The sequence below is a fragment of the Arthrobacter globiformis genome (assembly GCF_030818015.1).
In the GTDB taxonomy this organism is placed as follows: domain Bacteria; phylum Actinomycetota; class Actinomycetes; order Actinomycetales; family Micrococcaceae; genus Arthrobacter; species Arthrobacter globiformis_C.
This window is the reverse complement of record NZ_JAUSZX010000001.1, coordinates 1291470-1304195: the sequence shown is the minus strand read 5'-3', so window position 1 is coordinate 1304195 and position 12726 is coordinate 1291470. Positions and strand designations below refer to the sequence as shown.

The 12726-nt window shown below is 66.0% G+C and carries 12 protein-coding genes; 6 read left to right on the top strand and 6 right to left on the bottom strand.

Annotated features, from left to right (window positions below; translation table 11 throughout):
* Window positions 1-93: 93 nt before the first annotated feature.
* The 3 genes from QFZ23_RS06060 to QFZ23_RS06050 all read right to left on the bottom strand — a co-directional run bounded on the left by QFZ23_RS06060 (window position 94) and on the right by QFZ23_RS06050 (window position 2598).
* The gene (locus QFZ23_RS06060; protein ID WP_306921281.1) at window positions 94-294 is read right to left on the bottom strand and encodes a hypothetical protein; all 201 of its coding nucleotides are present in this window, start codon (window positions 292-294) and stop codon (window positions 94-96) included.
* Window positions 295-687: 393 nt separating this feature from the next.
* Entirely contained in the window at window positions 688-1770 is a 1083-nt protein-coding gene (locus QFZ23_RS06055) for a TM2 domain-containing protein (RefSeq protein WP_306921277.1), read from the bottom strand.
* Window positions 1771-2181: 411 nt separating this feature from the next.
* Window positions 2182-2598 carry an ester cyclase gene (locus QFZ23_RS06050; RefSeq protein ID WP_306921275.1) on the bottom strand — a complete coding sequence of 139 codons (417 nt, stop codon included), beginning with the start codon at window positions 2596-2598 and terminating at the stop codon, window positions 2182-2184.
* 199 nt (window positions 2599-2797) lie between these two features.
* Here QFZ23_RS06050 and QFZ23_RS06045 point away from each other — a divergent pair, with 199 nt between their 5' ends.
* Together QFZ23_RS06045 and QFZ23_RS06040 are read left to right on the top strand one after the other, a co-directional pair.
* Complete coding sequence (locus QFZ23_RS06045) at window positions 2798-3088, top strand: YegP family protein (RefSeq protein ID WP_306921273.1); 291 nt, start codon at window positions 2798-2800, stop codon at window positions 3086-3088.
* Between the two features lie 97 nt (window positions 3089-3185).
* Window positions 3186-4967, top strand: a complete 1782-nt coding sequence (locus tag QFZ23_RS06040) for a RecQ family ATP-dependent DNA helicase (RefSeq protein WP_306921271.1) — start codon at window positions 3186-3188, stop codon at window positions 4965-4967.
* Window positions 4968-5022: 55 nt separating this feature from the next.
* On the opposite strand, the gene QFZ23_RS06035 is transcribed toward QFZ23_RS06040, so the two are convergent.
* Window positions 5023-6447: an amino acid permease gene (locus tag QFZ23_RS06035; RefSeq protein WP_306921270.1), complete on the bottom strand. Its 1425-nt coding sequence runs from the start codon at window positions 6445-6447 to the stop codon at window positions 5023-5025.
* A gap of 69 nt (window positions 6448-6516) precedes the next feature.
* Window positions 6517-7626 (bottom strand): histidinol-phosphate transaminase, encoded by a 1110-nt coding sequence (gene hisC / locus QFZ23_RS06030; RefSeq protein ID WP_306921268.1) that lies wholly within the window; start codon window positions 7624-7626, stop codon window positions 6517-6519.
* Between the two features lie 93 nt (window positions 7627-7719).
* On the opposite strand from hisC, the gene QFZ23_RS06025 reads away from it, so the two are divergent.
* From QFZ23_RS06025 to QFZ23_RS06010, 4 genes are all read left to right on the top strand, one after another.
* Window positions 7720-8223, top strand: coding sequence for an Lrp/AsnC family transcriptional regulator (locus QFZ23_RS06025; RefSeq protein WP_306921266.1), 504 nt, complete (start codon window positions 7720-7722; stop codon window positions 8221-8223).
* Between the two features lie 118 nt (window positions 8224-8341).
* On the top strand, window positions 8342-10015 hold the full coding sequence (locus tag QFZ23_RS06020; RefSeq protein WP_306921264.1) for a thiamine pyrophosphate-binding protein: 1674 nt from the start codon (window positions 8342-8344) through the stop codon (window positions 10013-10015).
* Window positions 10016-10072: 57 nt separating this feature from the next.
* Complete coding sequence (locus QFZ23_RS06015) at window positions 10073-10828, top strand: ArsR/SmtB family transcription factor (RefSeq protein WP_306921263.1); 756 nt, start codon at window positions 10073-10075, stop codon at window positions 10826-10828.
* Window positions 10829-10968: 140 nt separating this feature from the next.
* Window positions 10969-12165 (top strand): TerC family protein, encoded by a 1197-nt coding sequence (locus tag QFZ23_RS06010; RefSeq protein WP_306921261.1) that lies wholly within the window; start codon window positions 10969-10971, stop codon window positions 12163-12165.
* A 157-nt stretch (window positions 12166-12322) separates the two neighbouring features.
* On the opposite strand, the gene QFZ23_RS06005 is transcribed toward QFZ23_RS06010, so the two are convergent.
* Window positions 12323-12454: a hypothetical protein gene (locus QFZ23_RS06005; protein WP_306921259.1), complete on the bottom strand. Its 132-nt coding sequence runs from the start codon at window positions 12452-12454 to the stop codon at window positions 12323-12325.
* Window positions 12455-12726: the final 272 nt, after the last annotated feature.

Genomic DNA, 12726 nt, shown 5'->3' with positions numbered 1-12726 from the left:
TCGCGGGTTGAACGCAACTGCCTCCCTCGGCGCCTCATGGACACGCCCCGCCCGCAGCGGAGTCGGTTGGGCGCAGGTCAGAAAGCGGAGGGCTCAGGTCAGCTTGTAGCTCAACCGGTACTTGGCGCCGTCTTTGGTGAACTCCATGATCCCGTCCTTGCCTCCGGGTTCGAGGACCTGCTGACCGAGGTAGTCATCGCCCTCGACGTCGTTTTCATAGAGCTTCACCGAAACCTTGCCGGTGAACTGGAGCGTCCTGTCGATCTTGTTCTTGTCGCCCTCGCTGATCTGCACGGACTTCCCCAGGTTCTGGTCCTCGATCCGGATCCGGATCTCGTCATCACCGACGAAGTCCTCCTGCTCAATGCAGTGCAGGGTTCCGAGATGGATCTTGCCGCCCGGCAGAGAGGTCAGCGTGCTGGCCGACGATATGCGCCCTGCCCTTGCCCTAGGTTGAGACGAGCAGCAAATTGTTGCCCTTGCCGTCCCAGTTCTTCCACCACGCGACACCCTGAGGGGTGTGGTCGCTGAGTTCTTTGCTGGTCAGATCCGGCCCCGGCCTGAAGCGCGAGTCGTCATGTGTGCAGTCCGGTTTCCCAAGTAACTCGCAGTTGTTGTCGTTTTGAGGGCTCATAACGACAACAACTGCGAGTCAGTTGGGTGTACCCGTTCAGTTGAGATGCGCTGCTACTTCGCCGTGATGGTCCAGTCGCCGTCGGAGTTGACCTGGACGAAGCCGGGGCTGAGCTTCACGGTGCCGCTGTAATCGCCGATCTTGTTGACTGCCAGCTCTGGAACCTCGCTGCCGAAGCCCTGCACCAGGAAGTTGCTTTCGCCCTTGTTGGTGATGGTTGCCTTGTCGCTGGCCACGTCCCAGTAGAGGACCTTGTCCCCGTGGCCGCTGACCTTGTCCGTGGAGGTCGGTACGCTGTCGATGTCCTCGATTTTCAACGTCCAGGCGGAATCGGCGCTGACGTTGAACTCGGTGGTGGGCGCACCCGCGCTGGTGTCCACGAGGTGCGAACCGGCGTAGGCGCCGGTGGTGTTGACCAGCAGTATCTCGGCGCCGTTGGTTTCCAGGGCGGTGTTGCCGCTGCAGGCCTTGCAAGTGAAGGTCACCACGGCCGGGAGTCCCTTGAGGTCAACCGTCTTGACGTCGTCGCCGGTACCCGTCAGCGTCTGGGCCTCGAGGTGGGGCCGGCCTTCCCCGGCAGCTGCTTCCTCGGTGGTTGTGGGCTGCGCGGAGGAACCGGCGGCGCTCTCCTGCGTGACAGGCGCCGCAGAGATGATCGGCGGGGTGGCGGCCTGCCGGACAACAGCGGCAGCAGCAATCCCGCTGAAGACACCGATCACCAGGTTGACCACCAAAAGGACAACCGTGACCACAACGGCCACCTTCTTGTGCTGCGCATACCCTGCCAGCGGCCGGCGGTTCTTGTCCGTCTGCCTTCCGGCCAGTGTGACGATCAGGTCCACGAGCGACCAGGTGCCCAGGCCGCCCAGCGTCAGCAGCTTGGCGATGCCCGTGCCGATCTTGCCGAGGTAGAAGCGGTCCACGCCCAGGCCGCCAAGGAGCAGCGAAAACAGCCAGGTGACCAGGAAGGACTTCTGCGGTTCCGCTCCGTACTGCCCCGGGAAGGCCCCGTACTGCCCCGGATACGCCTGCCCAGCGTTTTGCCCGTCCAACAACTGCCCGTTCGCATACTGCGGCGCGCCGTAGGTGGTGTAGTCGGAGGGCGGCGGCGGCGGGGTTGGGCCGGGGTGGCTCATTGCGGTCCTTTCAGGGCAGGCGACGGCAGGGGTCGCCGAGGTGGCGGAGTGAGGAAGAAGGTGGGCAGTGCGGAAGGGGGTGGTGCGGAAGGGTGCGGCGAGCGGACAGTCCACCTGCACAAAGAACGCCCTGTGAGCGGAAATTTGTGGTGAATGACACGTCGCCCGACAGCGGGCACATGGCTTCAAAAAGCCCGATTGCTTAAGGCTTTATGGCTTGCACATCTGCTGCTGTCCCCCAGTTTGACGCTTTGGCGTCACCGCCCCCTGAAGGGATAATACAGGGCTTCCGGAGGGCACGCGGGGACGCCACGGCGCGTCCCGGAAGACGCGCCGTGAAGGCAACGACGACGGCGGTCCCCGCCCGCCGTCGTCGTACCTTTGCTCTCTTTTGGGGTTGCTGTTCAAGCCCTACTTTGGCACGGCTCCGATCTGCTGCATCAGGTTCAGCATGTCCGTCGATCCCCAGTGTTCGGCCACCTTGCCGTCCTCGACGCGGATGATGTCGATGCCCGAGAACTCAACGCTGTTGCCACTGGCCGGCACCCCGGCGAAGTCGCCCTGGTGCGTCCCCGTGAGGATGGTGTGGACGGCCTCCAGATTCCCGTCAGCAAGTGCCGGCTCGGAGGTCTTCACTGCGAGGTCCGGAAACGCGGTCCGGATGGCGTTCACATAGAACTTCACGCCCTCCTTGCCCGGGGGCTGGCCGGGAAAGCCCTCCTCGTGGTCGACGACATCGTCCGTCACCATCTCGTCGATGAGCGACAGATTGCCGCCCGTCAGTACCTCGTCGTAAAAGCGCTTGATCAATCCCTGTCCGCCAGCCATCCCGTGCTCCTTAGTGCTTGTGGCTGTGTATGGCGGTTGCATTGTCCTCCCGCCGCAACACGGCTTCAATGGCGCGTTGCTTCCCGAACCGGGCGGCACGATCCGCCGGCAAAAATCGGGCGGTTCGTCCGGGCGGGAAAGGTCCAAAATAGACCTAGGGGACATGCCAGGACATGCAGCGCGAACGGAGGGAATTATCATGGCCGGACACTTTGAAATCGTTGATGCTCCAGACGGCGGCTTCCGCGTCAGGCTTCTGGATGGCGCAGGAACACTGGTTGCGACCTCGGTGAAGTACCCCACCAAACAGGCTGCTGTTGCCGGGATTTCCTACACCAGGGAGATCGCCGGAACAGGCCTCATCCGCGACATGAGCCGCGGTGGCCACGGGGAAATCATCATCCCCAAGTCCAGGGCCGCGCATGCGACCGCGAGATTCCACTCCCATACGCGATTCCCGGCGGTGGAGCGGGGCGCCCGGACCCTCTGACCGGTCGGGAGGCATGACGTCGGGGCGGGCCTGGGACTAGGGTGGATTCACGGCTGAAGACACCCGGCCCCTGGAACGCCCCTACGGAGCTGCCACCATGACCGAAGCCTTCGCCCCCGCAGACGCCGCCGCCTCAGACGCGGAATCTGAAGCCGGCACCGGTAGAGCCGCCGACGCCGAACTCCGCCGCATCGCCTCCGAAAACCTCGGCCTCCCCCACCTCCGGGACGGCCAGCTCGCCGGCATGCGCGCCCTCGTTTCCGCTCGGGATGTGCTCGCCGTGATGCCCACCGGCTACGGCAAGTCGGCGATCTACCAGGTGGCCGCGCTCTTCATGCACGGCGGCCACGGCAGCGTGAAGCATCCCGACGGCGCCGCCGCCATCAGCGCAAGGCGCGGTCCCGCCGTCGTCGTCTCCCCGCTGATTGCGCTGCAGGAGGACCAGCTGGACGGCCTGCTGGAGGACCTGGGCGGGGAGTCCGCCGTCGCCATCAACTCCGGCCGGAAGGATTCCGAGGTGGAGGACGCGTGGGAGGCGGCCGAACGGGGCGAGGCCGCGTTCCTCTTCCTCGCCCCCGAGCAGCTGGCCAAGACCGAAACCGTGGCACGGCTGGCGGCGCTGGACGTCCAGCTGTTCGTGGTGGACGAGGCCCACTGCGTCTCGTCCTGGGGGCACGACTTCCGCCCCGACTACCTGCGGCTGGGCGAGGTCCGCGGGCAGCTCGGCAACCCACCCGTCGCCGCGCTGACCGCCACGGCCTCTCCCCCGGTGCGCGACGAAATCCAGCAGCGCCTGCGCATGAAGGACCCGCAGGTGCTGGTCCACGGCTTCGACCGGCCCAACATCCGGCTGGACGTCGTCCGCCACCTCGAGGACAGGGACAAGCAGCGCGCCGTCGTGGAGCAGGCGGCAGAACTCCGCGCCGAGCTCAACGGTCCGGGACTGCTCTACGCTGCCACCCGCAAGGACACCGAAACCTACGCCGCCGAACTCGCCGAGCACGGGCTGCGCGCCGCGGCCTACCACGCCGGCCGGAAGCAGGGCGAGCGGGATGAGGTCCACGAGCAGTTCCTCGACGACGAGCTGGACGTCGTGGTGGCGACCACCGCCTTTGGCATGGGCATCGACAAGCCCAACGTCCGCTTCGTGATCCATGCCGACATCCCCGAGTCACTGGACGCCTACTACCAGGAGGTCGGGCGCTCCGGCCGCGACGGGCAGCCCGCCTCCGCCGTCCTGCACTACCGGCCCGAGGACCTCGGCCTGCGCAAGTTCTTCGGCACGCACAAGCCGGACGAGGACGCGCTGCTCGCCGTCCTCACCGCCCTGCGCGCCGCCGACGGCCCGATCACCCAGAAGGCGCTCGCCGAGCAGACCGGCATCCCCGGCCGCCGGCTGACGGGGCTGCTGAACGAACTGCAGGAGACCCGTTCCGTGAAAGCCCTCAAGCGCGGCGTCCGGCTGGAGGCCGGCGCCAAACTGCCCAAAGTGGTGGAACACGCCGTCGAACTCGCCGAAGCACGGCAGCGTGTGGACCGATCCCGGATCGAGATGGCGCGCGGCTACGCGGAGACGGACGCGTGCCGGCGCCAGTTCCTGCTGGGCTACTTCGGCGAGGACCTGCCCGAGCCGTGCGGCAACTGCGACAACTGCACTGACGGTTCCGCTTACGAGGAGGATTACGACGACGGCGCCGCGGCGGCCGCGGGCGGGGAGCCGTTCCCGCTCCAGGCCGCCGTGGTGCACAAGGAATGGGGCGCTGGCATCGTCATGCGGCACGAGGAGGATGTGATCACTGTGCTGTTCGAGCAGGAGGGCTACAAGACGCTCTCCCGCCAGGCCGTGACGGACGGGAAGCTGCTGACCCTGTCGACGTGAGTAATCAGCCGACGTTGGATTTGGGTGCTATTCGCTCCCCGCCCGGAGTCCGGCTTCAGTCGATGAGCACCGGAGGCTCGGCGCGCTCCGACGACTCCACGCGGCCTGGGGCCTTGGCAGAGCGCTTCATGAAACGGTGGTGCAGCCAGTTCGCCACAGCCAGGAAGGCCACGAGGCCGAAGGTGCTCAGGAGTTGGGGACGGGAATCCTCACCGATGAAGCCGACCGTGAAGATGGCCGCGAGAATGAGCAGGCCAAGGCCCGTCAGCCAGGGGAAGCCTGCCATCCGCAGCGGAAGGGCCGTTCCTTCACGGTCCGCGCGCAGACGCAGTGCAAGTTGGGCGAGCAGGGCCGAAGTCCACACCAGCAGGGACGTCGAGCCCACGATGTTAAGCAAAATGGGAAGGATCTTCTCCGGGAAGGCCACCTCGAGCACGGCCGTGACGACGCCGAAGGAGACACTGGCCAGGACTGCGACAACCGGGACCCGGGCCTTGGACACGAAAGCGAGCGAGCGCGGCGCTTCACCGCGCTCGGCGAGGGAGAACGCCATCCGGGAGGCCCCGTAGAGGTTGGCGTTGAGGGCGGAGAGCAGTGCCGCGACGGCAACGAAGGTGATGGCGGTGGCTGCGCCGGGCATGCCCGCGGCCTGCAGCACGGCAGCGAACGGGCTCTTCAGGCCCGCCGAGCCCGCGGGAACCACAGCCGCGATGATGAAGATCGCGCCGATGTAGAAGATGAGGATGCGCCAGAGGACCGTGCGGACAGCCTTTCCGACGCTGCGGGCAGGATCCTGGGTTTCGGCTGCGGCCACAGAGACAATCTCGGTGCCGCCGAAAGCGAAAGCCACCACAAAGAGCGCCGTGGCGATCCCCGCGAAACCGTGCGGAGCGAAATCGCCTCCGGTGAAGTTGGCCAGGCCCGGTGACTGGATGCCCGGCAGCCAGCCGAAGAGGAGGGCGACGCCGATGAGGAGGAAGCCGACGATTGCAGCTACCTTGAGCAGCGCGAACCAGAACTCGAATTCGCCGAAGTTCTTCACCCGGGTGAGGTTCACGGCAGTGAGCACCGCGATGAACACGAAGGCCATCAGCCATACCGGCAGGGCGGGGAAGATCGTGGAAAGCAGGCCTGCCGCACCGAGGGCTTCAGCCGCGATGACAACCACCAACTGCAGCCACCAGAGCCAGCCCACGGTGGCACCGGCCACGGGACCGTAGGCCCGGGCGGTGTAGACGGAGAAGGCGCCGCTGTCCGGGTTGGCGGCAGCCATCTCACCAAGGGCCCACATCACGAGGATGATGAGAGTGCCGGCAACCAGGTATGAGATGAGCACCGCCGGGCCGGCGGCTTGAATGCCGGCGCCCGAACCGATGAAGAGACCCGCGCCGATGGCGCTTCCGAGTCCCATCATTGTGAGCTGGCGGGGTTTCAGGGCGGCGCCAAGCGGCTGGGCAGACGTCATTGTCTGTTGTTCCATGGGGATTCCTCTGGGTTGTCTGTCGAACGGGTAAAGGTGGAACGGGTAAAGGTGGAACGGGCGGGGCTTTCAGGCCGCGTGGGCTGCCAGGACGGCTTGCAAAACCTGGAGGACGCGATCGTTGGAAGCAGGGTCGGCAACGGTGATCCGGATACCGTCGCCCTGGTATGCGCGGACCAGGATGTCCGCTTGGTCGAATGCTGCCACGAGCCTCGCCCGGAGGTCATCGTCTGCCCGGATCCACAGGAAGTTGCCTTGGCTTGGCTGCAGCTTCCAGCCCTGGGCTTCCAGCCGTGCGGCCAACCGCGAGCGCTCTTCCTTGACGACGGCGACCCTCGCCTGCATCTGGTCGGCCGCGTCCAGCGAAGCGACAGCAGCCTTCTGGGCCAGGGCGGTCACCGAAAAGGGTACGGCGGTCCGGCGCAGCCCCTCCGCGATGCCTGGAGCTGCCACGGCATACCCCACGCGCAGGCCGGCCAGCCCATAGGCCTTGGAGAATGTTCGCAGGACGCAGACGTTCGGGTACTCGCGGTAGAGCGCCAGGGAGTCGGGGCCGCTGCCTGCTTCGGCGTATTCCACGTAGGCCTCGTCGATCACCACGAGGATGTCGGAACGGAGGGAGCGGAGGAAAGCCTCAATGCGTTGGTGGCTGATGGGAACGCCGGTCGGATTGTTGGGGGTGCACAGAAGGATCACCTTGGTATGTTCGGTGACGGCGGCGGCCATGGCGTCAAGATCGTGGCCCTCGGCATCGTCCAGCGGGACGCGGACCGGCCGGGCGCCCGCCAACTCCACCAGGATGGGGTAGGCCTCGAAGGACCGCCACGCGAAGATCACTTCATCGCCGGCGTCGCAGATCCCGGTGATGATCTGCTGGAGGACGCCGACGCTGCCGGGTCCCACCGCGATTTCCCCGGCGCTGACGGCGAGGTGCCCGGCGATCCGTTCGCGGAGCTCGACGGCGGCCATGTCCGGGTAGCGGTTCATCCTGCTGGCCGCTTCGGCCACCGCGGCGGCGGCCGCGGGAAGGGGTTCGTAGTGGCTTTCGTTGCTGGCGAGGGCCGCGACGTCCGCGCCGGCACTGCGCCGGCCCGGGACGTAGGACGGCAGGCCCGAGACCGCCGCACGCAGGATGGGGTGCGCGGTTTCGGTTGCCGTCAGGATCTGATCTGTGGTCATGAGGCTTGATCATGGAAGTGACCGGGGCCACATTGCAAGATACTCTTGGTCCCTTGGGATTTCTGCTCAACTTCTAACGTCTGTGGTGAATATATGACCATCCCGAATCCCCGCGCCTTTGATTCCTTGGACGCCAGGATCATCCTCGCCCTCGATAAGGACCCGGAGGCCAGCGCCCTGGCACTTTCCCGGACACTCGGCGTCGCACGGAACACGGTGCATGCGCGCTTGGCCAGGCTCGAGCGCGGCGGCGCCCTAGGGTCCTTCAGCCGGAGGCTGGACCCCGCAGCCTTCGGCTACGGCCTGATGGCTTTCCTTTCCCTGGCCATCAGCCAGACCCGCGCCGGCTCGGTGGAAAACGGACTCGAAGCGATTCCGGAGGTCATCGAGGTGCATGCCACCACGGGGGACGCGGATCTCATGGCCAAAGTGGTGGCCCGGGATACGGCCGATCTCTACCGCATCACCAACCAGATCCTGGAAATCGAGGGGATCCAGCGGACCAGCACGGCCATTTCGGTCCTGGAACTCATGCCGCCCCGCTTCGACGGCCTGCTGAACCGGCTGTCGCAGCAGGAATCTCGCACATCGGGCTAGGGCGAGTGACCGCGGCTACGCTTGAGCATATTTGCAGTGTTCCCAGATTTTACTGACAAATATCACAGCAGAAATCTTGTCTCTTGCTTATTGCGAGTCTGGATCCGACGATTCCTGCATGACTTCACTGACAGTGTCCGGCCGCGTTGCGCAGGTTCTCAGCAGCTATCTCAGCGACGTGTTCGGCGTGATGGGCAACGGAAACGTCTACTTCCTGGACGCCGCCGAGAAGGAGGGCCTCCGCTTCACCGCCGTTCGCCATGAAGGCGGCGCCATCGCGGCGGCGGACGCCTACTACCGGGCATCCGGGCGCCTCGCGGCGGGGACCACCACCTACGGTCCCGGCTACACCAACGCCCTGACGGCCCTCGCGGAAGCGGTCAAGGCGCAGATCCCGGTCGTGCTCGTCACAGGGGACGCCCCGAGCAGCGGCCTCCGTCCCTGGGACGTGGACCAGGCGGCAATCGCCGCCGGGCTGGGAGCGGCGACCTTCACGGTCACCCGTGAAGCTGCGGGCTCCATCACCCAGGAAGCGGTGGAGTACGCACTTGCCCGGCGGACCGCCGTCGTCATCGCCATTCCGTACGACCTTGGCGCGCTTGAAGCAGCGGAGGAAGAGCTTCCCGCGCCGCCGGCAGCTGCAGTTGCGGACGCCGTCGACGCCGGGCTTGGACGGGCGGCCGAACTGCTGGCCGGCGCGAAGCGGCCGCTCATCCTGGCCGGCCGCGGTGCCCACCTCGCCGGCGCCGGCCCCGAACTCCGGGAACTCGCCGACCGCCTCGGCGCGCTCACAGCCGGGACCGCACTGGCGCTGAACCTGCTGCAGGGCGAGGGGTACCTCGGCGTCGCGGGCGGCTTCGGGACGGATACCGCCGCCGGGCTCATGGACGAGGCGGACGTGGTGCTCGTGGCCGGGGCAAGCCTGAGCCCCTTCACCATGCGCTTCGGGCACCTGATCGGCCCGGACGCCACCGTTATCCAGGTCGACACCGCCATGGAGCCGACGAACCCGCGGGTGGACATGTTCGTCAGTGCGGACGCGAAGGCCGCCGCAGCCCGGGTCCTGCGGCTGCTGGATGGCGCCGCCCCCTCCGGGGCCGATGCATCCAAAGCCTGGCGCGCGGAAGCACTCAAGCGACTGGCCGAAGGACCCTGCCACCACCCCGGCACCGCGGAAACCCCGGACGGCCGCCTTGACCCCCGGGCGCTTGCCTCGGCACTGGACGCCATCCTGCCGGAACGCCGCACCGTGGTCCAGGACGGCGGGCACTTCCTCGGCTGGGCACCCATGTACTGGCGCATTCCGCGCCCCCAGGACCTGGTCATGGTGGGAACCGCCTTCCAGTCGATTGGGCTCGGCCTCGCCAGCGCCGTCGGGGCCGCCCGGGCAGTGGACGACGGCAACACCCTGGTGCTGGCCGCGGGCGACGGCGGATTCCTGATGGGCCTGTCCGATCTGGAGTCGCTCGTGGGCTCGGCGAGCAGCGCCGTCGTCGTGATCTATAACGACGCCGCCTACGGGGCCGAGATCCATCAGTACGGCTCACAGGGCCTCACCGAAAAGCCCATGCTGATCCCTGAAGTGGACTTCAATGGCATCGCCCGCGCACTCGGGGCCGAGTCGGCAATCATCCGCTCGCTGGCGGACCTTTCTGCGCTCAAAGACTGGATCGACGCCGGCGCCAATGGAACCTTCGTAGCCGACTGCCGCATCACCTCAAGCGTCCGGGCCCCTTGGCTGAGCGAGTGGATGAAGGCGTCGCAAGCGGCGAAGGAGGTGGTGGCGGGCTAGGGCCGACTCAGCCCGCCTCCATTGACATGTGACCAAATGGTCACCTATCCTGACCGTGTGGACGCCGTATTCAAGGCCCTCGCCGACCCCATCCGCAGGGACCTGCTGGACGCACTCTTCCTCGAGGACGGCCAGACGCTGGGTGCTCTGGAGGCACGGTTCGAGATCACCCGTTTCGGCGTCATGAAGCACCTGAAGATCCTGGAGGAGGCGGGCCTCGTGGTGACCCGACGCCGCGGCCGCGAGAAACTGCACTTCCTCAATCCGGTGCCCATCAGGCTCGTCCACGACCGCTGGGTGAGCAAATATGCAGAACCATGGGCCGCTGCGCTTAGCGACCTCAAGACCCGATTGGAAAGTCCCATGGAAAAGATCTTCGAAATCTACATCAAGACCACTCCGGAACGGCTTTGGGAAGCCATCACGGACAGCGATATCCGCAGCAAGTACCAGTTCGGGAACACGCTGAAGTCGGACTGGACGCCGGGCTCCCGCTTCGAGATGGGCAACCCCAAGGCCGGGGCACTGCTGGGTGAGGGCGAGAACCTGGAGGTCGATCCCCCGCGCCGGCTGGTGCAGACCATGCGCGCACTGTGGGGCGAGGACGTGAAGGCGGAGGGCACCTCCCGGGTCACCTGGGAAATCGAGCCGGTGGGCGACGACTCCTGCCACCTCACCGTCACGCACGACCAGCTCCGCGAAGGCGCCAACGAACAGCTCTACGGCGGCTGGCCGATGATCCTCTCCGGCCTGAAGACCTGGCTCGAGACCGGGCGGCAGCTCACCACGCCGGGCTCGCTGATGTACGGCTGAGCGCCGGCGCTTTTCTCAACCGACTCGCAGTAGTTGTCGTTTTGAGCCCTCAGAACGCCAACCACTGCGAGTCAGTTGGGAAGGCTGGGTAGGGTTGATTCCAAGCGCTCCGTCCGAATCACATTCAGGAAAGAGGCAGCATGGAAGTTTCCCCTATCGTCTGGACCCTCACGATCGCCGGAATCGTCGCGCTCCTGGCCTTCGACTTCTTCTTCCACGTCCGCAAGGCCCACACCCCCACCCTGAAGGAATCGGCCACCTGGTCCGCCATCTACGTGGGCCTGGCCTTGTCGTTCGGCCTGGGCGTCTGGTTCTTCGGCGGCTCCAAGATGGGCACCGAGTACTTCGCCGGCTACGTGACGGAAGAGGCACTGTCCGTGGACAACCTCTTCGTCTTCCTGATCCTCCTGTCCAGCTTCAAGGTGCCCCGCAAACACCAGCAGAAGGTGCTCCTGTTCGGCATTGTCTTCTCGCTGCTCGCCCGGACCGGCTTCATCTTCCTCGGCGCCGCGCTGATCAACAGCTTCGCCTGGGTGTTCTACATCTTCGGGCTGATCCTGCTGATCACCGCCGGCAACCTGCTCAAGCCTGACAACCACGACGACGACAGCGAAACCCTGGTAGTCCGGCTCGCCAGGAAGCTCCTGCCGGCCTCCGGGCATTTCGACGGCGACAAGCTCTTCACCGAGGTGGACGGCAAGAAGGTCCTCACGCCGATGCTCCTGGTGATGGTGGCCATCGGCGCCACGGATATTCTCTTCGCCCTGGACTCGATCCCGGCCATCTTCGGCCTGACGCAGAACGTGTTCATCGTGTTCACGGCCACCGCCTTCTCGCTCATGGGCCTGCGGCAGCTGTTCTTCCTGATCGACGAACTCCTCGACCGGCTCACCTACCTCTCCTATGGCCTCGCCGCCATTCTCGGCTTCATCGGCGTGAAGCTGATCCTGCACGCCCTGCACGAGAACAACCTGCCGTTCATCAACGACGGTCAGCACGTGAACGTCGTCGAAATCAGCACGGGCACGTCGCTCAGTGTGATCCTCGGCGTACTCGCCGTCACCATCATCGGTTCCCTGCTCAGCCCCAAAGGCAAGGCCAAGGCCATGGTCTCCAACGCTAAGCGACACGCCACCTCCTACGTGGACCTCAACTACGAGACGGACATCGCCGAGCGCGAGCGGATATTCGACAAACTTGTCCGCGAGGAGCAGGAGCTGAAGAGGCTCCCGGAGAAGTACAAGCGCCTCATCCGGAACGAGACCGAGTTCATGAACCTGATCCGCCGGGCCCACGCCGAGCACGACCAGGCACTGGAGCGCGCCGGCGAGAAGTAGGTCTCCAACAGCAAGGGGGCCCACACCCGCAGGGTTCCCTGGCCGAGCTTGCGAGGCTAGGGCGCGGGTGGGGAGGTTCCCGAGGTTCCCGCCGCCAGTTCCGCAAGCTCCGCCAGGAGCCGGAAGCCGTGCAGGTCCACGGGTGCCGCTGTCGCGGTCAGAAGTACGACGGCGTGGTGTCCGGGCCGAGCTCGCCGCGGCTCAGGGCGTCGGCATAAAGCAGCCCGGTGATGCCCTTGGAGACCGACCCGATCTCGAAATCAGCAGCAAGGGAGGCGCCGTGGCTCACCACGGCAACCTCCCCTGCGGAAACGGTGGCCGCGGCAAATAGCCGGTGGCCGCGGCCAAGAGCCTTTCGTAATTGTTCTGACAGTCGTGCGTCGCCATGGACGTCAGGAATCGGCAGGCGCTCCAGCGTCAGTGCCTGTGAAGCATGTGGCGGATCTTGTCTCCGAGTCCTCCAGCGGTGCGGCCGCGACCCATTGAAGAGGTCCGTCCTGTGGTGTAGGGCTTGGTGCCCCGTGTGTATCCCCTCGTGTATCCACCGGTTGTTCCTTGCGT